Annotated in this window: 16 protein-coding genes; 4 read left to right on the forward strand and 12 right to left on the reverse strand. The window is 36.6% G+C overall.

The features are described 5' to 3' along the window. Positions 1 to 44 precede the first annotated feature (44 nt). The 6 genes from odhB to sdhC all read right to left on the reverse strand — a co-directional run bounded on the left by odhB (position 45) and on the right by sdhC (position 7,805). A complete protein-coding gene (odhB, locus tag AC0L5Q_RS05105; protein WP_473615075.1) occupies positions 45 to 1,514 on the reverse strand; it encodes a 2-oxoglutarate dehydrogenase complex dihydrolipoyllysine-residue succinyltransferase in 1,470 nt (489 codons plus the stop codon). A 27-nt stretch (positions 1,515 to 1,541) separates the two neighbouring features. Next, positions 1,542 to 4,346: a 2-oxoglutarate dehydrogenase E1 component gene (gene sucA / locus AC0L5Q_RS05110; RefSeq protein WP_473615078.1), complete on the reverse strand. Its 2,805-nt coding sequence runs from the start codon at positions 4,344 to 4,346 to the stop codon at positions 1,542 to 1,544. A 254-nt stretch (positions 4,347 to 4,600) separates the two neighbouring features. Continuing rightward, the gene (locus tag AC0L5Q_RS05115) at positions 4,601 to 5,311 is read right to left on the reverse strand and encodes a succinate dehydrogenase iron-sulfur subunit (RefSeq protein ID WP_473615081.1); all 711 of its coding nucleotides are present in this window, start codon (positions 5,309 to 5,311) and stop codon (positions 4,601 to 4,603) included. Between the two features lie 11 nt (positions 5,312 to 5,322). Beyond that, positions 5,323 to 7,089, reverse strand: a complete 1,767-nt coding sequence (sdhA, locus tag AC0L5Q_RS05120) for a succinate dehydrogenase flavoprotein subunit (RefSeq protein WP_473615085.1) — start codon at positions 7,087 to 7,089, stop codon at positions 5,323 to 5,325. Continuing rightward, complete coding sequence (gene sdhD, locus AC0L5Q_RS05125; RefSeq protein ID WP_473615088.1) at positions 7,090 to 7,437, reverse strand: succinate dehydrogenase, hydrophobic membrane anchor protein; 348 nt, start codon at positions 7,435 to 7,437, stop codon at positions 7,090 to 7,092. Further along, positions 7,431 to 7,805 carry a succinate dehydrogenase, cytochrome b556 subunit gene (gene sdhC, locus AC0L5Q_RS05130; RefSeq protein ID WP_076419160.1) on the reverse strand — a complete coding sequence of 125 codons (375 nt, stop codon included), beginning with the start codon at positions 7,803 to 7,805 and terminating at the stop codon, positions 7,431 to 7,433. Before sdhC ends, sdhD begins: the two co-directional genes overlap by 7 nt. Before the next feature lie 401 nt (positions 7,806 to 8,206). Between sdhC and AC0L5Q_RS05135 the strand changes: the two genes are divergently transcribed. Further along, positions 8,207 to 9,493 carry a citrate synthase gene (locus AC0L5Q_RS05135; RefSeq protein WP_473615094.1) on the forward strand — a complete coding sequence of 429 codons (1,287 nt, stop codon included), beginning with the start codon at positions 8,207 to 8,209 and terminating at the stop codon, positions 9,491 to 9,493. 489 nt (positions 9,494 to 9,982) lie between these two features. Next, positions 9,983 to 10,780, forward strand: coding sequence for a tRNA cyclic N6-threonylcarbamoyladenosine(37) synthase TcdA (gene tcdA / locus AC0L5Q_RS05140; RefSeq protein WP_473615097.1), 798 nt, complete (start codon positions 9,983 to 9,985; stop codon positions 10,778 to 10,780). On the opposite strand, the gene AC0L5Q_RS05145 is transcribed toward tcdA, so the two are convergent. After that, positions 10,777 to 12,456 carry a SufS family cysteine desulfurase gene (locus AC0L5Q_RS05145; RefSeq protein ID WP_473615101.1) on the reverse strand — a complete coding sequence of 560 codons (1,680 nt, stop codon included), beginning with the start codon at positions 12,454 to 12,456 and terminating at the stop codon, positions 10,777 to 10,779. The two genes, tcdA and AC0L5Q_RS05145, sit on opposite strands and share 4 nt — an antisense overlap. Before the next feature lie 160 nt (positions 12,457 to 12,616). On the opposite strand from AC0L5Q_RS05145, the gene AC0L5Q_RS05150 reads away from it, so the two are divergent. Next, positions 12,617 to 12,796 (forward strand): hypothetical protein, encoded by a 180-nt coding sequence (locus tag AC0L5Q_RS05150; protein WP_473615104.1) that lies wholly within the window; start codon positions 12,617 to 12,619, stop codon positions 12,794 to 12,796. 166 nt (positions 12,797 to 12,962) lie between these two features. Here AC0L5Q_RS05150 and AC0L5Q_RS05155 read toward each other — a convergent pair whose 3' ends face one another. From AC0L5Q_RS05155 to pnp, 3 genes are all read right to left on the reverse strand, one after another. After that, the gene (locus AC0L5Q_RS05155; RefSeq protein ID WP_473615107.1) at positions 12,963 to 14,444 is read right to left on the reverse strand and encodes a hypothetical protein; all 1,482 of its coding nucleotides are present in this window, start codon (positions 14,442 to 14,444) and stop codon (positions 12,963 to 12,965) included. Between the two features lie 59 nt (positions 14,445 to 14,503). Then, positions 14,504 to 15,412 (reverse strand): lipoprotein NlpI, encoded by a 909-nt coding sequence (gene nlpI, locus AC0L5Q_RS05160; protein WP_473615111.1) that lies wholly within the window; start codon positions 15,410 to 15,412, stop codon positions 14,504 to 14,506. A 95-nt stretch (positions 15,413 to 15,507) separates the two neighbouring features. Then, positions 15,508 to 17,628 (reverse strand): polyribonucleotide nucleotidyltransferase, encoded by a 2,121-nt coding sequence (pnp, locus tag AC0L5Q_RS05165; protein ID WP_473615114.1) that lies wholly within the window; start codon positions 17,626 to 17,628, stop codon positions 15,508 to 15,510. 308 nt (positions 17,629 to 17,936) lie between these two features. Between pnp and AC0L5Q_RS05170 the strand changes: the two genes are divergently transcribed. Beyond that, a complete protein-coding gene (locus tag AC0L5Q_RS05170; protein WP_473615117.1) occupies positions 17,937 to 18,608 on the forward strand; it encodes an alpha/beta hydrolase in 672 nt (223 codons plus the stop codon). Between the two features lie 61 nt (positions 18,609 to 18,669). Here the strand turns inward: AC0L5Q_RS05170 and AC0L5Q_RS05175 are convergent, their stop codons facing one another. After that, positions 18,670 to 19,785 carry a GNAT family N-acetyltransferase/peptidase C39 family protein gene (locus tag AC0L5Q_RS05175; RefSeq protein ID WP_473615119.1) on the reverse strand — a complete coding sequence of 372 codons (1,116 nt, stop codon included), beginning with the start codon at positions 19,783 to 19,785 and terminating at the stop codon, positions 18,670 to 18,672. 204 nt (positions 19,786 to 19,989) lie between these two features. Continuing rightward, positions 19,990 to 21,429 carry a RimK family protein gene (locus AC0L5Q_RS05180; protein WP_473615121.1) on the reverse strand — a complete coding sequence of 480 codons (1,440 nt, stop codon included), beginning with the start codon at positions 21,427 to 21,429 and terminating at the stop codon, positions 19,990 to 19,992. Positions 21,430 to 21,467: the final 38 nt, after the last annotated feature.

Below are 21,467 nucleotides of genomic sequence, written 5' to 3' on the forward strand. Positions count from 1 at the left end.
TAAATGTTTATTATAAACGTACATTTTTATACAAAACTTTGTTATTAAACGTCTAAAAGAAGTCTTGCAGGATCTTCTAGCAACTCTTTAATAGTTACTAAGAATCCAACAGATTCTTTACCGTCAATTAAACGATGATCGTACGATAGTGCTAAGTACATCATTGGTAATATTTCAACTTTACCGTCAACAGCCATTGGGCGATCTTGGATTTTGTGCATACCTAAAATTGCCGCTTGCGGTAAATTTAAGATAGGCGTTGAAATAAGAGAACCAAATACACCACCGTTAGTGATAGTAAAGTTACCGCCTTGCATTTCAGCCATGGTTAACTTGCCGTCACGACCTTTAATCGCTAAGTCACGAATACCATTTTCGATACCCGCCATGCTTAGTTGATCGGCATCGCGTAATACAGGAGTTACTAAACCACGAGGAGTAGATACAGCAATACTTATATCAAAATAGTTGTGATAAACAATATCATCACCGTCAATTGATGCATTAACTGCTGGGTAACGTTTTAATGCTTCATTTACTGCTTTTACGTAGAAAGACATAAAGCCTAAACGCGTGTCATGGGCTTTTTCAAATAAGTCTTTATATTGTTTACGTAAATCCATAATTGGCTTCATGTTAACTTCGTTAAACGTAGTTAACATTGCCGTTGAGTTTTTAGCTTCAAGTAAACGAGTTGCAATAGTTTTACGTAGACGAGTCATAGGTACACGTTTTTGAGTACGTTCACCTAAGTCTTGTGCTACCGGAGCTGCTGCTTTAGGAGCTACTGGAGCGGCGGCTGGTTTGTTAGCTGCTGCTTCAACGTCTTCTTTAGAAATACGTCCGCCTTTACCAGAACCCACTACATCTGCTGCTGTAAGACCTTTTTCAGTCATTAAACGACGTACTGATGGACTTGCTAATTCATCATTGCTGATCGCTTCTTCTTTAGATTCAGTTACGATTGCTTTTGCGCCGGCATTAAGTTCACCAATTTTTTGGTTTCCTAATACTGTGTCGCCTTCAGCGTGGATAATTTTACCAATTACGCCATTGTCTTGAGCTACAACTTCTAATACCACTTTATCTGTTTCGATATCAACTAAGTTTTGATCCATAGTTACGGTATCACCTTCAGCAACATGCCAACCAGCTACTGTTGCATCTGCTACGGACTCAGGCAATACAGGTACAACAATATCAATTACGTTAACTGTGTCGCTTGCTGGAGCTGAAGATGCACTTGCTGCTGGAGCTGGAGCACTATCAGATGCTGCACCTTCAGACAAAATACCAATAACTTGTGAGCCTAGTACAGTTGAGCCTTCAGCTTCTGATATTGATGTTATTACACCATCAGATAAGGCTTGTACTTCAAGTACAACTTTATCTGTTTCGATGTCTACTAACACTTGATCGCGTGTAACTTTATCACCTACTTGTACATGCCAAGTAGCTACTGTTGCATCTGCAACTGATTCAGGTAAAACGGGAACCTTAATTTCGGTTGTCATTTATTTTATTCCTTAACAAAAACTAGTCTATTCAACATTTAGCGCGTCATGGACTAGCGCTTGTTGCTCTTTAACATGAACTGACATATAACCTACAGCAGGTGCTGCTGAAGCCTTACGGCCGGCATATATCAAATTAGTACCTTGAGGTATTACTGCTCTAAAATGATGCTGTGAACAATACCAAGCACCTTGGTTTTGTGGCTCTTCTTGACACCAAACAAAGTCTTTAGCATTTTCATATTTTGCAATTTCAGCTTTAAGATCTTTCTCAGGGAAAGGATAAAGCTGCTCTACACGCACAATAGCAACATTAGTTTGTTCGTTTTTACGACGTAGTTCTAATAATTCGTAATAAACTTTACCACTACAAAATACGACTCTTTCAACATCTTTCGGTTCTATTTCATCAACTTCACCGATTACGTTATGAAATACACCTGTAGAAAGCTCTTCTAATGAAGAAACCGCTAATGGGTGACGTAATAGTGATTTTGGTGACATAACAATAAGTGGACGACGCATAGGACGAACAACTTGACGACGAAGCATGTTAAATACTTGAGCAGGTGTAGATGGTACACAAACTTGCATATTATGATCAGCACACAATTGTAAGAAGCGCTCTAATCGAGCAGATGAATGCTCTGGACCTTGACCTTCATAACCATGAGGAAGCAACATAGTAAGACCACATAAGCGCCCCCACTTTTGCTCACCTGAACTTATAAATTGGTCAAACACTACTTGTGCACAGTTAGCAAAATCACCAAATTGTGCTTCCCAAATAGTTAAGCCTGCAGGTTCAGCCGTTGTATAACCATATTCAAAAGCTAATACTGATACTTCAGATAATACCGAGTCATGAACATCAAAAGGACCTTGTCCTTCACGTATGTTTTGTAACGGTAAATATTGACTTTGATCTGCTTGATTGTGTAATACGGCATGACGATGAAAGAATGTACCCCGTCCTGAATCTTGCCCAGTCAAACGAACACGCTGACCAGAATCAACAATAGAAGCATACGCTAAGTTTTCAGCCATACCCCAATCAAGTAATTTTTCACCTGAAGCCATTTTAACGCGGTCATCATAAATTTTCTGAACACGACCATGCACTTTATGTTCTGCTGGAAATGTTGAAATTTTAACCGCAAGTTCTTTTAACTTACTAAGAGAAATCTCTTTTTCGTAATCATCATCCCATTCATGACCTAAATATGGAGTCCAATCTACAGAATGTGCTGTCATTGGACGCCATTGTTCTACGGTACACTGACCTTCATCTAGTAGTTTACGGTAGTAGGCTGTCATTTCGTCAGACTTTGCTTTTGAAACAGTAGCTTCAGCGGCAAGTTTGTCTGCGTATAATTGACGCGGAGTAGGATGTTTTTTGACTTTTTTATACATCAACGGTTGAGTTGCACTAGGCTCATCAGCTTCGTTGTGTCCGTGACGACGGTAACAAACTAAGTCGATTACTACATCACGTTTAAATTCGTTACGGTAATCTAATGCAATTTGCGTTGCTAAAATTACAGCTTCTGGATCATCACCATTCACATGTAAAATTGGCGCTGAAACCATTTTAGCAATTTCCGTACAGTATTCACCGCTACGTGTATCTTGTGGGTTCGACGTTGTAAAACCTACTTGGTTATTAACAACAATACGTATTGTACCGCCCACTTTAAATGCGCGCGCCTGCGACATATTAAAGGTTTCTTGTACAACCCCTTGACCAGCAATAGCAGAGTCACCATGAATAGTAATAGGTAATACTAAATCACCTTGGCTACAGTTACGGCGATCTAAACGAGCGCGTACAGAACCAATAACTACAGGATTAACAATTTCAAGATGAGATGGGTTAAATGCTAATGCCAAATGAACATTACCTGATGGGGTAACAAAGTCAGATGAATAACCTTGATGATATTTAACATCACCAGAAGATAATATTTCATCATGCTTGCCGCCAAACTCATCAAATAATTTAGACGGATTTTTACCCATAACATTCACAAGAACGTTTAAGCGCCCTCTGTGCGCCATACCTATAACAACTTCTTTAGCACCTGCAGTACCTGCACGAGTAATAAGTTCTTTAAGCATAGGAACTAGTGCATCTCCCCCCTCTAACGAGAAGCGTTTTGCACCTGGAAATTTAGCTCCTAAGTATTTTTCTAGGCCATCTGCAGCAATCAAACCTTTAAGAATTTCTTCTTTTTCAGCAACCGTTAATACAGGTTTAGATTGAACTGACTCTAAACGATTTTGTAACCAACGTTTTTCGTCTGTTGAAGTGATATGCATATATTCAGCACCAATAGAACCACAATACGTAGTTTTAAGGGCTTTATATAAGTCGCCTAGCTTCATTGAATCTTGACCAATCGCAAATGATCCAACATTGTAATCTTTGTCAAAGTCGTTTTCTGATAAGTCATGGTGAGATAATTGTAAATCTCGCACTTTATCACGCTGCCATAAACCTAATGGATCGAGGTTTGCATTTTGATGGCCACGAAAACGGAACGCATTGATCAGTTGTAAAACTTTAACTTGTTTGGCGTCACCACCACTTGAAACAACTACCGTTTTACTGGGCTGTTTAGCTAAAGCTTTAAATTCGTCGCGAATTTCAGAATGTCTGTATTCAACATCTGAACCTTCAACTTTCGGAAGTTGTTGGAAAATTTCTCGCCATTCTGCAGAGACAGATTGTGAGTTATCCAGATAAGATTCGTATAATTCTTCAATATAAGCGGCGTTAGCGCCACTTAAATGGGAAGACTCTATCCAAGCCTTCATTGCACCTTCGGGCATTGCCTGTTCCTTTACTGGGATAAAAGCAATAAAACACATCGTAACTTTTTAACTTTCAATACGCTTATCAACGCGATGGGATAAATAAAATAAAGTTGATTTTATTTATCCCTTTGTGCTTTTAAACGAAATAACAAATGTTAAGCCGTTACACCAATCGTAAACTTTTCATTTACAATAGCAGAATATTACAATAATACCCTGCCATTTAGGAAATGAATTACATTTATAAATAAATGAAATTTATAAATGAATTAAACCGCTCGCGAAAGCAACATAGACTTTATATGCCCTATCGCTTTCGTTGGGTTTAAACCTTTTGGACATACATCAACACAGTTCATGATCCCGTGACAACGAAATACACTGTATGCATCTTGTAAACCATCTAAACGTTCTTCGGTCGCTGTATCACGGCTATCAATTAAAAATCGATAAGCATGTAACAAACCCGCTGGACCGATGAACTTATCAGGGTTCCACCAAAATGACGGACAAGAAGTTGAACAACACGCACATAAAATACATTCGTATAGCCCATCTAAATGTTCACGCTCTTCGATAGATTGTAGATGTTCTCTTGCTGGAACTTCTTTACCATCATTGATTAAATATGGCTTAACTTTTTCATACTGATTATAAAATTGAGTCATATCAATAATTAAATCACGTACTACAGGTAAACCAGGTAAAGGTCTTAGCACTATTTTATTTGCTGGTATATCTGATAACGGCGTGATACAAGCTAGGCCATTTTTACCATTCATATTTAAACCATCACTACCACAAACACCTTCACGGCATGAGCGACGGAATGATAAACTTGGATCTTGCTCTTTAAGTAAAATTAAAGCGTCTAGTACCATCATATCTGAACCATCAGGAATTTCTAACTCGTAGTCCTTCATATATGGTGCATTGTCTACATCAGGGTTATAACGGTAAATTGAAAATATCTGTTTCATCAAAATATTCCTTAGTAAACACGAGCTTTAGGTGGGAAAGCTTCACGGTGAACTGGACTCATATTAACTGAACGTTTTGTCATATCTTCTGTGTTAGGAGAGTAAATTGAATGACATAACCAGTTTTCATCATCACGTTCTGTGAAATCTTGACGAGCATGAGCACCACGAGATTCAGTTCTGAAGTTAGCTGCTTTAGCGCTACAGAATGCTGTTTCCATTAAGTTATCAAGCTCTAAACATTCAATACGTTGTGTATTAAAGTCTGAAGATTTATCACTTAAATGAGCATTTTGTAAACGTTCACGGATTTCAGTTAATTCCTTCATACCTTCAGCCATAGCTTCACCTTCGCGGAATACCGAGAAGTTAAGTTGCATACATTGCTGTAGGTCTTTACGAATTTGAACTGGATCTTCACCACTTGTAGATGATTCCCAACGATTAGTACGAGCAAGAGAAGCTTCTAAATCAGATTCTGAAGCATCATTTAATTTTTCAGATTCAGCTAAGTACTTACCTAAGTAATTACCCGCAGCACGACCAAACACAACTAAATCAAGTAATGAATTACCGCCTAAACGGTTAGCTCCATGAACTGATACACAAGCAATTTCACCAACAGCAAATAAACCTTCAACTAAGGTTTCAGTGCCATCAGCAGCAATGTTTAATGCTTGACCATTAACGTTACATGGTACACCACCCATTTGGTAATGACATGTAGGTATAACTGGAATTGGTTCTTCAGCAGGGTCAACATGAGCGAATGTTTTAGATAAATCACAAACACCAGGTAAACGTTGGTTTAATGTTTCACGACCTAAGTGATCTAGTTTTAACTTAATATGTGGACCCCAAGGACCGTCACAACCACGACCTTCACGAATTTCAGTCATCATTGAACGAGCAACAACATCACGGCCTGCAAGATCTTTCGCGTTAGGTGCATAGCGTTCCATGAAACGTTCACCATCTTTATTCAGAAGGTAACCACCTTCACCACGACAACCTTCAGTAACTAGTACACCGGCACCGGCTATACCTGTAGGATGGAACTGCCACATTTCCATATCTTGCATTTGTACGCCAGCACGAAGCGACATACCAACACCGTCACCTGTATTGATGTGAGCATTAGTTGTTGAAGCAAAGATACGACCCGCACCACCTGTTGCTAGAACAGTAGCACGAGCTTTAAAGTAAACCACTTCACCTGTTTCAATACATATAGCCGTTGCACCTACAACTGCACCATCAGCATTTTTAACAAGATCTAGTGCATACCATTCTGAGTATACGTTGGTTTTGTTTTTAACATTTTGTTGATACAAACAATGAAGTAAAGCATGGCCAGTACGGTCTGCTGCTGCTGCTGTGCGAGCTGCTTGTTCTCCACCAAAGTTTTTAGATTGACCACCGAATGGACGTTGGTAAATTTTACCTTCTTCCGTACGAGAAAAAGGTAAACCCATTTTCTCTAATTCGATAATTGATTCTGGACCAGTTTTACACATGTATTCAATTGCGTCTTGGTCACCAATATAATCAGAACCTTTAACCGTATCGTACATGTGTTGTTCCCAATGATCTTCATGCGCGTTACCTAACGCAACAGTAATACCACCTTGCGCTGAAACCGTATGAGAACGAGTAGGAAAAACTTTAGAGATAAGAGCACAAGATTTACCTGACTCTGTGATTGCTAATGCAGCGCGCATACCCGCACCGCCTGCGCCAATTACTATGGCGTCAAATTCACGAACTGGAACGCTCATTTATACACCCCATACTATGATGAATCCCGCAGCAAGATAAACAAGCAACGTGATTGAAAAAACAAATTGTAATGATCCACGAAGAAAAGCGGGTTTAACGTAGTCAGATAAAACCTGCCATACACCAATCCAAGCGTGAACGACTAATGCAATAATTGCTAATAACGTAAATATTTTCACGCTCATACATGAAAATAAATCATGCCAAACGTTAAACGTTACTTCTGGGGTAATAAGAAAGAAACCAGCTAAAAAGAATGTATATAAAGCAAGAATAATTGCGCTTGCTCTTAATAATATAAAATCGTGTACGCCGCTACGGCCTACTGTTGCTGCATTATTTACCATAACCAAACTCCTACTACAACAGTTAATACAAGCCATAAAACCATAATTAATTTAGCAGTCATATTACCTGATGCTAATTCTTCAAAATGGCCTAAGTCCATTAACAAATGACGAATACCACCTAGGAGGTGATAAATCAAAGCAGATAGAATACCTAAAAGGATAAACTTGAAGATAAAACCATCAAGTAGAGCTTGAAGTTGAGAAAAATCTTCAGCAGAAGATAATGATAGAGAAAGTGTCCACAATAATATGCCAATAGCAAAAACCATAATGACACCAGATATACGGTGTAGTATGGAAGCATTTGCAGCAGGATGCATTTTAATTGTAGTTAGATCTAGGTTTACAGGACGTTGTTTTTTCACGATTGTTGCCTAAGGAGCTCTTAGAGCTTTCAACTTGTTTTCTTTGCCACGTTAATCATTGTTATAACATGACCCCCCGTCGATCTTAGTTAATGTTTTATAATTTAGCTAAAAAGCCTGTAATTACCGAACATTAATTAAGAGCTGATTGATTATATAGACGATAATAATGAATTACAATTTTCTTAATTTAGCATTTTATTGCTATTTTAAAGGCTTGTGACTAAATTTTAAGCATATTTAATTTTTTGAGCATTATATGACCAACATCAATTTTACCTATTCACAATTGAATTGACTTACTAGGGGTGTTATGAAGTAGAATACGGTCAGTTTTATATTCACCAAAACTGACTAAATCTTAGTTTTTTCAGATAACGAATTTAATAGGGGATGAACATATGGCTGAATCAAAGGCCTCTCTAAGTATTAACGGCAAAGAAGTTGCTGAACTACCGATCCTTAAAGGTAGTGCAGGAAACGACGTAATAGACATCCGAACGTTGGGCGCTAGTGGTTATTTTACCTACGATCCTGGCTTTTTAGCCACCGCCTCTTGTGAATCATCAATTACTTTTATCGATGGCGGTAAAGGCGTATTACAACACCGTGGTTATCCTATTGCTAATCTTGCTAAAGATGCTGATTACCTTGAAGTTTGTTATATATTGCTAAACGGTGTAGCACCTTCTAAAAGCGAATACGATGATTTCGTAAACGTAATTACTAACCACACATTAGTACACGAAAAATTAGTACAATTCTTCCATGGCTTCTTACCTGATGCTCATCCAATGGCTATGCTTTGTGGAGTTGTAGGTGCCCTTTCATCTTTCTATCACGATGATTTAGATATTACAGATCCTGCGCAACGCATGCGTTGTGCACACCGTTTAATTGCTAAAATGCCAACTATCGCGGCAATGGCATATAAATATAATATGGGCCAACCTTTCGTATATCCGCGTAACGAATTATCGTATGCAGAAAACTTCTTACACATGATGTTTTCAGTACCTGCGGAAGAATACAATGTTAACCCTGTTGCTGCTAAAGCGATGGATCGTATATTTACACTTCATGCTGACCATGAGCAAAACGCTTCTACGTCAACAGTACGTTTGGCGGGCTCTTCAGGGGCTAACCCTTATGCATGTATTGCAGCAGGTGTTGCTTCTTTATGGGGTCCTGCACATGGTGGCGCAAACGAAGCCTGTTTAACTATGCTTGAAAAAATCGGCGATGTATCACGCGTAGATGAGTTTGTTGCTAAAGCTAAAGATAAATCAGATCCGTTCCGCTTAATGGGCTTTGGACATCGTGTTTACAAAAACTTTGATCCTCGTGCTACCGTAATGCGTGAAACATGTCATGAAGTATTACAAGAATTAGGTATTCAAGATCCGCTTTTAGATGTTGCTATGGCATTAGAAAAAGTAGCTTTAGAAGACCCGTACTTTATTGAGAAAAAGCTTTACCCAAATGTTGATTTTTACTCAGGTATTATATTGAAAGCATTAGGAATTCCTTCAAGTATGTTCACTGTAATTTTTGCAATGTCTCGTACTGTTGGTTGGATTGCTCATTGGGAAGAAATGTTATCTCAACCGGGACAAAAAATTGGTCGTCCTCGTCAATTATATACAGGCGAAATCGATAGAGAATTTGTTCCATTAAAAGGTAAATAAATCATTTTTCGATTTAAAAAGGCAGCATTAGCTGCCTTTTTTATGTCTTAAATTTAAGGATAATTATTCATATTTGCTTTTTTCATAGTAAAAAAATTAGAGTTTTAGCTCTTTTTATATTTATAGCTTTGATATTTACTATTCACAAACTAAATATCATCTGGATAAAAATCACCTTAAACAGGTTAGATCAACGCTTAACAAAATGATTTTATTTTTATAAATTTTGTTAATCTATAAATTATTTAAAACAAGGTGACTCAAGCTACCGTAACAGTTAAACAGGTCAAACATGAAAACTGGTATATTTTTTCTGTATAGCCCATTAATTATCATAAATTAAATAAATATTGATAATCACTTAAAAAAATACTTTTTTAAAAATATAAGCAAAATAGACATAAATTCTCCTCTGCTTTTAATTCACATCACTGCTTTATGGTTTACAGACTGATATAATTACTCTCTTTTTATTTTAGTTCTCTATGTATGTCTGATTATCAACTTAGGTTTGGCGGAATTAACCGCCTGTATGGCAATAATGGCTCTCAAATCCTTCAAGACTCACACTTTTGTGTTATTGGCATTGGTGGCGTAGGCTCTTGGGCTGCTGAAGCATTAGCACGTAACGGCGTAGGCGAAATAACACTGATTGATTTAGATGATATTTGCATAACAAATGTAAACCGCCAAATACATGCTTTAACCCATACGGTTGGTTTAAGTAAAGTCGAAGTAATGAACGACAGAATTAAAGCAATCAACCCTGATTGCAAAGTACATTTAGTAGAAGATTTTGTAACGCCTGATAATTTATTTGATTTACTCCTGTCAACTTTTGACTACGTTATTGACGCTATAGACTCTGTAAATGTGAAAACTAAACTTATTGCTCACTGTAAACGTAATAAATTACCTATTATTACTATTGGTGGCGCAGGTGGTCAGATAGATCCAACTCAAATTCAAATTTGTGACTTAAGCCAAACCTACCAAGATCCGTTATTAGCAAAAGTAAGAAATCAACTACGTCGAGAGCATAGTTTTTCAAGAAATGTGAAACGCAAGTTTTCAATTGATGCAGTATTTTCTACCGAGCAGTTGGTGTACCCAGATAATGAAGGAAATGTTTGCCACCAAAAGCCAGAAGCTAATGGGGCAATGAAATTAGATTGCAGTGGCGGGTTTGGATCTACAACTCATGTTACTGCAACTTTCGCTTTTTTTGCAGTAAGTAGAGCCATTCAAAAGTTAATCCGTAAAAAGTCAACTAAAGAGCAAAGCTAGCTACTGACGGTACTTTTTATCTTATCAACAATCGCAATAAGTCCATTCGCTCTTGATGGACTTAAATGCTGAATTAACCCTAGTTCATCAAAATAGCTATCTATATCAAACGCTAAAATATTTTCTACTGTTTTGTTATTGTAAGCAGCTAAAATGATAGTAAGTAAACCTCGTATGACTTTAGCATCGCTATCTGCGTAAAATTGATATATCCCCTGCTCTACGGTATGAATTAACCAAGCTTTGCTTTCACAGCCTTGAACTAGGTGTGTATCCGTTAATTGTTCTTCCGGTAAACGGGAATGTGCTTTACCTAGTAGCATGATTTCACGATGTCGGCTATCCCACCCTTTTAGCCTTGAAAACTTATCGATAATTGTCTGGCTATCCATAACGCTATTTATGGCATTACCGTAAATGACATGACTATTATCAACGCCTGCTATTTTTTCTTGCTCTGAAGCATTGATCAACTCTTTAATAGTATTAATGAACTGATCCACTTCCTCAAAAGTATTATAAGCAGTAAGGGCTATACGAATGCAGCCTTCATATTGTAAGTACTCCATTAAAGGCATTGCACAATGATGACCCGATCTAACCGCTATATTATTGGCATCTAAAAAGCTTGCTACATCATGATTATGGTGATGAGCTACCGTAAATGAAAAAAGTGGAATACTTGGGGCTTCATCCGTTATAAACGATACTGAATCGATAGCCTGCAGTTTTCCGTAGCAGTAATTGAGTAAACTATTTTCATATTCAATAATAGCCTTCATACTTTGTGTTAATATGAAATTAATCGCTGTAGCAAACGCAATAACTCCCGCGATATTAGGTGTACCCGCTTCAAATTTAAAAGGAAGAGTATTGTAGGTAGTTTTAGAAAAGCTAACGCTTGATATCATCTCTCCTCCACCTTGATATGGAGGCATTTTCTCTAAAAGAGCTCGTTTCCCATACAGCACACCAACACCTGTTGGACCGTACATTTTATGAGCTGAAAATACATAAAAATCACAATCTAGCGCTTGTACATCAACCATCTCGTGAGCAATAGCTTGTGCGCCATCAACAATAGAAATGATATTATTCTTTTTACACAGCTCGATAATGTCGTTAATAGGATTTATTTTGCCTATTACATTAGAAATATGAGCAAAACTGACTACTTTGGTTTTAGGTGAAATGAGTGATTTAAGTGCTTTTGTATCAATAATTCCGGTTTTAGTTAAAGGCACAACCTTTATTATAGCTGATTTTTTTTCAGCTATAATTTGCCACGGTACTATATTTGCGTGATGTTCACTTTGAGAAAGAATGATTTCGTCACCTGAATTAATGACTAAATCTCCTAAGCTATTCGCTAATAAGTTAATACTTTCTGTTGTGCCCTTCGTCCATATAATTTCTTCAATATAACGAGCATTAATAAATTGCTGAACAGAGCCTCTAGCATTTTCAAATGCAGATGTTGATATTGAACTAAGTTGATGAGATGCACGATGAACATTCGCATTATATTCTTGATAATACTCTTGGTATTTATCAATAACACACTGAGGTTTTTGTGTAGTTGCGGCATTATCAAAGTAAATAAGTTCTGAATTATTTAACTTATTTTTTAATAAAGGGAACTGCGTACGAAATTTTTCAACGTTAAAAGACTGCATTAAATAAAATAACTTATTTATATAATAATATTGAAATAATTATAACTGATAATTGCCTCAGATTTATACCCTTTACCATTCATGAACATGGTTTCATCATATTGATTGGTAAAGGGGATATACAGTATGTTTAAAACAATCGCGACTAATAGGCAATGTTATGAAACTGTATTCTTGGTATGACAAAAGCTCACAATATTTTCAAAATAATGAAAGTATTGAATCTCATGTTGAAAAGCCTCAAGTAGATAACACTAAAGTAAAAACGCCGGTTTCAAACAGAATAAAAACAACTCATTCAAAAACAACTTTTTCAGCATTCCAAAAAGGCTATTCTTAACACAACACTTATTAAAGAACATAGTTAAAACGGCTAATAAACACTGTCCTACGGATCCGTTTAAATGCTTATTGCTCATTGTTGTAAGGAATTTATGGAACAATGAGCAACAAGCATTTAATTCGAACAAAATTAAAACATGAAAGATCAACAGAGCCTAGTTCAACTAATACTCTCCTAATTTAATTTTATTGTATCGCGTTACTTCATTTTTATTTTCAATACTACCTGCTGTATGCATTTCTCGTCTTAATGCTTTATTTAACCACTGCAACCCTAACTGTTCTTTATTATTTTTAAACAAAGACTTAGCTACATTATAGTGGTAACTAGGCATAGAGTACTTATCAATATTTTTATTTAATAACTGTAAATACAATTCAATAAAAGGCTCTTCATAATAACGTAAGTTAGTTTTTATTTTTGTTGGTTTAAACGCTTGTGTACTATTGTTTTGACAAGTTTCAGCTTCAAATAAACCGATTTTTTGCGAATCATTAAATGCGTAACTAACTGGAGTTCCTATTTTCCATTTATTACCTACTCGTTCCATTAATGGTGTTGCTTTATCAATTAAATCAAACCATGGGATCTGCTTTGCTAGTATGGTTAAAACTTCTTTCCTGCTTCCTTCATAATAAGGTTTCAGCACAGAAATATTGTGTGAAAAAATACTTGTCTGTGGTTTTTGACAAATTTTATGATGACTAGATAATGGATACTCATCAACAAATCCTAATAAATGAGAAAGCTCATGAATGAACACATTTTTATCGTCAAGTTCATCTAAATACAAAATACCATTATTAACATTCGCTCCACCTTTATTGAGCATAAGCCCTAAGTAACGTGTATTCACTTCTGGATGTAATTGGCTCCATGCCGTTTCATTGCATTGAATAGCCTTTTCTGTATCGTAGCTACAATTAAGCTGCTCAATTGATATATAACGAGGACGATTAAAACAAAAGTAACGACTTATGGGCTGTTGCTGTACATTGCTAATAAGCGCATCTAACTTATGTAAGTTAGCTAAGTTAGTCGCAAATAATTGAATGCTATTACGACATTGATTTGGATTATTAGCTTGCTGATTGATTAAATGAATATCGTAATTTTTAGATATTTGATATTGTCGAATATCGTTAATCAGTGTGTTTTGCTGTTGTGACTCTATTAAAGGAAGTAGTTCATCTAAAGATTTTAGATCTCCTAAAGTAATGACTACATCAATTAATTTCTCTAAAGCATCGTGATCATACTTTTGTGTTAGTAGTAATGCTTTTGCTGCAATTAATTCGTCTTCTGCAATATAAAGGTCAGCCAACTCTACTAAGGCCTTTTCATGTTTAAGAAAAGCCGCTTGTTTATACCAATAAATAGCTTGAGTTGTGTCATCTTCAAGGTGGTAAATAGTTGCTAAGTCAAACGCTATGCTTTTATCTTTTTCGGCTAAAATTTTAGCTAAATAAAACCATTCATTCGAATGTTCTTCTACCATCAAAAAGCGATATTGAACCGCGTTTCGTATTCCTTTTTTAATAGCATAAGAAACTTCAGCTTCGCTAATATCGTTTAACGCTATTTTACTTTTTATATATTGAGGAAAAAAAAATGAGCCTGACGGTATACTTACCATCAGGCTCACTATTAATACTTTTAGAGTAATTGAAAAGAATTTCACTTTATTTAACAAAGCCAATAAATTTATTCAGGCTCAGTCGTAGTATCAATCTCTAATTTTTCACTGCGCATAAGATCTAATTCTAATTTAGCATAACGATGCTCAACAAATTCAAATACGTTCGTACTTAATGCTAATTTAAAAAAGTTAGCTGCGGCACCTTCTTTACCCAACAGTTGATTATACTTGCCTAGGTAAAAATAAGCTTCGCAAAGCCTATCGCTTAACTCTTTATTGGTACTTATATTAAGTGTTAAATTTTGAATAAACTCAGCTTGTGTTTCCTCACCTAAATAAAGGTTAATAATATTTTTTGCCCAAACGTTATCTGCAACTTCCGCAGAACGTGCGGCAAGATCGGCTTTGGCTTGCACTGCGTCTATTTGATATTCAGCTAAGTATAACCATAATAAACGGTATGGATCATCAGCACGACCATGATGAAATACTTGAAAATCGCTACGTGCTAAATTAGGTCTACCGCCGTAATAAAGTGCAATACCTCTATTTAAGTAGGCGTATTCATGTTCAGGATTTAAATCTAAAGCAGAATCAAATGAATCATAAGCTTGGTTAAATTCTTGTAGCTGAGTAAATTGAATACCAATAAAATTATACGCATCAACTAAATTAGGTTTTAGCTTAAGTGCACGATTAAAATCTAATCGAGCAAGAGAACGAAGCCCTACACTATCGTAGATAACACCACGGTCATAAAATAACTGAGCACGTTGTTCATCAGTAATTTTTGCTCTAAGTATAATGTCACTCAAGCGTAAAATTGCAATTTCACTTTTGTAATTAACAGCAACAGGTTCAGCAATAACTAATTGACCTATTCCGTTACTTTCACTTTTATTGCCATTGATTGCCGCACAACCTTGTGCACACAACACCATACTAATAATTAACAATCTACTTTTTAACAGCACAACATTCTTCCTATAAAACAATTGCTCTCAGTATATAAAAAAGGGAACCAATAGGCTCCCTTTTTTCTTATTTGCTCATTAATTCTTACAAATAATTATTCTGCTTCAGCTGGTGCTTCAGTCGCGGCTGGTTTTTCAGCTGCTTCTTTCATACTTAAACGAACACGGCCTTGACGGTCAACTTCAAGTACTTTAACAGTAACTTCTTGACCTTCTTTTAATACATCACTTACCGCATTAACACGTTCTTCAGAAATTTGTGAAATATGAACTAAACCATCTTTACCAGGTAATACATTAACAAATGCACCAAAATCAACAATACGTACAACTTTACCTTGGTAAATAGTACCTACTTCAATTTCAGCCGTTAATGCTTTAATACGGTTAATTGCATCTTCAGCTTGCTCGCTTGAAGTAGCTGCAATTTTAACTGTACCATCATCTTCAATTTCGATAGTTGTGCCAGTTTCTTCAGTAAGTTGACGAATAGTTGCGCCACCTTTACCGATAACGTCACGGATTTTATCAGTATTAATTTTTAATTTATGAATACGCGGAGCAAATTGTGAAATATCATCACGAGCGCCAGCAATAGCATCATCCATTACACTTAAGATATGAATACGAGCACCTTTCGCTTGGTTAAGCGCAGTTTGCATAATATCTTGAGTAATACCTTCAATTTTAATGTCCATTTGAAGAGCAGTAATACCGTTTTTAGTACCCGCTACTTTAAAGTCCATGTCACCTAAGTGATCTTCATCACCTAAGATATCAGAAAGAACAACGTGGCTGTCACCTTCTTTAACTAGACCCATAGCAATACCCGCTACAGAATCTTTAATTGGAACACCAGCATCCATAAGTGCTAATGAAGTACCACAAACAGAAGCCATTGAAGACGAACCGTTTGATTCAGTAATTTCAGAAACAACACGTACTGCGTACGGGAATTCTTCCATCGTTGGCATAACAGCTAACATACCGCGTTTAGCTAAACGGCCATGACCAATTTCACGACGCTTTGGAGAACCAACAAAACCTGTCTCGCCTACTGAGTAAGGAGGGAAGTTATAATGCAACATGAAGTTGTCAGTTTTCTCACCTAAAATAGTTTCAACACGTTGTGCGTCACGTGCAGTACCTAAAGTAGCGGTTACTAATGCTTGTGTTTCACCACGTGTAAATACAGCTGAACCATGCGTTCTTGGTAATACACCTGTCATAACATCTAGAGCACGGATCATTTCAGGATCACGACCATCAATACGTGGATGACCTTGAGTGATACGACCACGAACTACTGTTTTTTCTAAGTCGTGGAATAAATCTTTAGCTTCTTGAACGTTAAGTTCTGCATCTTCAGCTTCTAACTGTGCAATTACAGCATTTCTGATTTCAGCAACTTTTTCATAACGAACAGCTTTTTCTGTAATTTGGTAAGCTTCATCAACTTGTGCCGTAGCAAGCTCAGCAATTTTAGCTGTTAATGCTTCATTTTTAACAGGAGCAACCCAGTTCCATGAAGGCGTATTTACTTCAGCAGCAAATTCTTTAATAGCATTAATAGCCGTTTGTGATTGCTCATGGCCGTACATTACAGCGCCAAGCATTACATCTTCAGATAAAACGTCAGCTTCTGATTCAACCATAAGTACAGCAGCTTCAGTACCAGCAACAACTAAGTCTAATTGACTTGTTTCTAATTCAGACTGTAATGGGTTAAGAATATATTTACCGTCAGTGTAACCAACGCGAGCCGCACCAACTGGACCATTAAAAGGAGTACCTGAAATAGCTAATGCTGCAGAAGTACCTAATAATGAGATAATGTCTGGTGCAATTTCAGGGTTAGCTGAAACAACAGTGATAATAACTTGAACTTCGTTAGTAAAGCCTTCAGGGAATAACGGACGAATTGGACGGTCAATTAAACGACAGATTAATGTTTCTTCTTCTGAAGGGCGGCCTTCACGTTTGAAGAAACCACCAGGAATTTTACCTGCTGCGTATGTTTTTTCTTGATAGTTAACTGTTAAAGGGAAAAAATCTTGCCCTTCTTTAGCATCTTTTTTAGCAACAACAGACACTAATACACAAGTATCGTCCATGCTTGCCATTACAGCAGCTGTTGCTTGACGAGCGATAGCGCCCGTTTCTAGAGTTACGGTATGTTGACCGTATTGAAATGTTTTTGTAACAGTGTTGAACATATGTTCATTCCTTATTTTTTCGGATTATTTCCAATCTGTACAATTATTTATTCACTTAAGAAGAAAGCGAACTTTCTTTTTAAATTAAGTTGAACAAAAAATTATACAGTTTGGATAATGTAATAATTTTGCAAGAAAATTTGCTGAACCACAAAAATTCGCCCGCACATTATACTAACTAACCACACGATTTCCACAAAGAAAGTGGATTACTTACGGTATATTTTTTTATAGTTATTCTTTTGCATTACTCTTTATACGCTTCAGTTGATATAATTTAATTCTTTTTCAGTAAAAAGTTTAATTATATGACAACACCTTCATTAGAAAGAATTACGGTTGAGCCCAAAGTTAATGCGCAATCGTGCGTTATTTGGTTGCATGGTTTAGGCGATTCAGGTGCAGGTTTTGCCCCTATCGTTCCAGCGCTAAGTTTACCTTCAAATCATAGTATTCGTTTTATTTTCCCTCATGCCCCTGATAGAGCTGTGACCATTAACCAAGGCTATGTGATGAAAGCTTGGTACGACATTAAATCAATGGATCTGCACAACAGAGCAGATATGGAAGGTGTTTTAGAATCAGAAGCTTCTATTCATACACTTATTGACGAACAAATAAGTTCGGGCATTCCCGCTGAAAAAATTATACTTGCTGGTTTTAGCCAAGGTGGTGTTATAAGTTTATTTACTGGCTTGCGCTATTATAAGAAGTTAGCGGGAATTATGGCGCTTTCGTGCTATTTACCTAATGCCGATAAACTGCCTGATAATCTTCATGAAGCCAATAGTAAAACAAACATACTGCAAAATCATGGCGAACAAGATGAAGTGGTTTTAATGTCTGCAGGTAAAATGGCGAATAAATTATTACTTGAGCAAAACTACAACGTAGAGTGGAAATCGTACAATATGCCCCACAGTGTGTTACCAGAACAAATACAAGACATAGCTCAATGGATTAAAAAACGATTAGATTAACCTATACCCTTTACCATCCAATAAATTGCCAACAAGGTTGTTGGCAATTCACCAGCTCTAATTATGCTAAAGAAATAGTTACTGCAGCCCGTAAGCGTTGGCTACCAAAAGAAGCCATTTTATCAAAGTCTTCAATCGCAATAGGCACATATTGGCAATCAATAGCTGTTTGTAAATCTTCATCTAAATCAGGGTCGTGAACAAATAAGCAACGTTCATCAATGCCGGTAACGACCACCCAATGTGGCGATTTTTTCCCGTCAAGACGATAAGTACTAACTAAAATTAACACCGCTTCATTATTCTCTAAGCAGGCTTTAATATCATTGAATGAAATAGACTGCTCCAATAAGTTCACTTTTTCTTGCTGACATTGCGCTAACATTTGTTGATGTACCACAGTCATTATGTGTTTTTTATGCTCAGTTCGCACACCATCAACAAATAAAGGTTGATCGGTATTCAACCATACTTTGCTATTAAAACCTCTTCGCTGTGCTGACAATGCAAGCCCAAAGGGATGACAACCTCCATGACCAGAGGTCATAAAAATGGTGGTCGCCTCACGCCAAAGGTCCAGTTCTAGTGTAAGTGAGCTTTTTATACGGCTATTTAAACTTGTCATTGCCATCATTAAAGAAACAGGACCGCAGGTAAATTCAGTATTTTGCTTGAACCAAGGGGTTAGTTTTTTAATGCCTTTATCACCCATGGAGCGTATGCGTTTTTGCATACGTAAAGCATCAGAGTGATCATCGTAATAATCAACATATTCACCAAAAATACGGTAACCAAACGACTGATATAACGAAATTGCGTTCGTATTTTGTTTAGCAACTTCTAAACGCATGTAGTGGCGCTCATCCGTAGCAGCATGCTTCTCACTATATTCAAGAAGCTTTTTAGCAACCCCTTTACCACGAGCAACAGGTAATATTGCCAATGAATATAAACGCGCTAGCCGTGTTCCTTGGTGTTTTAAAATAAGTGCATAACCCAACATTTCATTTGAATTAGATTTTGCTACCCATAAATCGCTATGAGTAGATAAAATATGATGACGAAAGCTACGCTTACTCATTTGATCATAATTAAAACATGTTTGTTCTAATACGAATAAATCACTGAGATCTGTCAGTATAGCTTGCGATAAAAGAATATTGTTATCGTGTTTCATTAACGGTTCGAGCCTAGTAAACAAGATTGTGAATTCATCAGTTATACCAATTTGATTAAATAAGTGTTCTACTTTTTCATGAGGAAAAATGGATAAATATAAGGCATAAAATTTAGTAACTAGTGATTCTACTTATAAATTTTATAACGCTGTAGTTATTCATTTTAACCATTAAAAATGACCAGTTAATTAATCAACTTGGTATTACTGTCCTCTTTGCTCAAAACGTCTTAAAAACTCAGACATTACCTGCATGTAAAGTTCTTCACCTAAATAAGCATCTTCTACACCGCGATCAATATTAGGGTTATCGTTAACTTCTAGCACGTAAGCTTTACCATCTAATTCTTTAATATCAATACCATATAATCCATTGCCAACAACTGCTGCTGACTTTAAAGCAGCTTGAAGTACATGACGAGGCACTTCAAAGGTTGCTAGTGCATCAAAGCCACCTGAAAAATTACGTGAAGAACTGTGATTGTAAATTTGCCAATGATTTCTTGCCATGTAATAACGACAAGCATATAAAGCACGACCATTTAATACACCAATACGCCAGTCATAATCTGTATATAAATATTCTTGCGCCAATACCAAGGCTGACTCTTTTAAAAGCTCAACAATTAAGCTTTCTAATTCCGGTCGAGATTTAACTTTAAATACACCTTTAGAAAAAGCGCTCTCAGGCATTTTTAATACCATAGGATAACCAAACGTAGCCTCCAGTTGCGCTAAAGTTTCGGTTGAACTATCGCTAATAAACTCAGTTTTTAAGCTGGGGACTTTTTGATAATTAAAAGCATCATGTAAAAACACTTTATTACAGCAACGTAAAATAGAGTCTGGATCATCAATTACAACAATCCCCTGCTCTTCAGCTTCATAAGCTAATCGATAAGTGTGATGATTAATTGCTGTTGCTTCACGAATAAATAAGCCATCGAACTGATTAAGATGTACTAATTCATCTGCGGTAATAATTTGTGCTCTTATACCTAATTTAGCTCCCGCTTTCACAAATCGCTCAAGAGCACCTTTATTGCTAGGAGGCACTTTTTCATTCGGATCAACTAAAATAGCTAAATCCCAACGATATTTTTTATTACTGCGCTGATTACGATATGCAGTACGAGAGCTTTGTTCAACAATTTGTAAACATTGCGCTAACTGCTCTTTGGGTACTTGATTTAAACTTGCTCGCGTAATTTTGACTCGTAAGCCTTTACTTTCAGGGAGTAAAGTTATAGTTAATAATGGTGCAGGAAATTCACGAAAAACTCGCTGAGCAATAGCTTTGTAGTCGCCACCAATAACTTCTCCCATACAAACAAGTAAAGAAACTTCCGTAGCGGCCGAGTTATTAGACGTTAAAAACGCACCTTCAAACCACAAAAATTCACCTTGTGATCGCAATGCATTAATTGTTTTAACACTAGGAAAAACTGAATGTCCTCGAGCTTCAGCTAATAAAGAACAATAGTAGCCTTTACTCAAATAGCGTTCGGTATCGCATAAATTAATAATACGGGTTTTAGATTCGTGTTTTTTGGGGTAATCGTTTAAATAATCGTTAAAGCTTGTCGCATCAATTGAGTGAGTTAACAAAGTTTCGTCATCAACAACAAAAATAGTATTAAACATTGGGTCAATCCATAAGGATGGTGATGCTTGAGCACATC

It is taken from the genome of Pseudocolwellia sp. G5-9, from assembly GCF_055808995.1.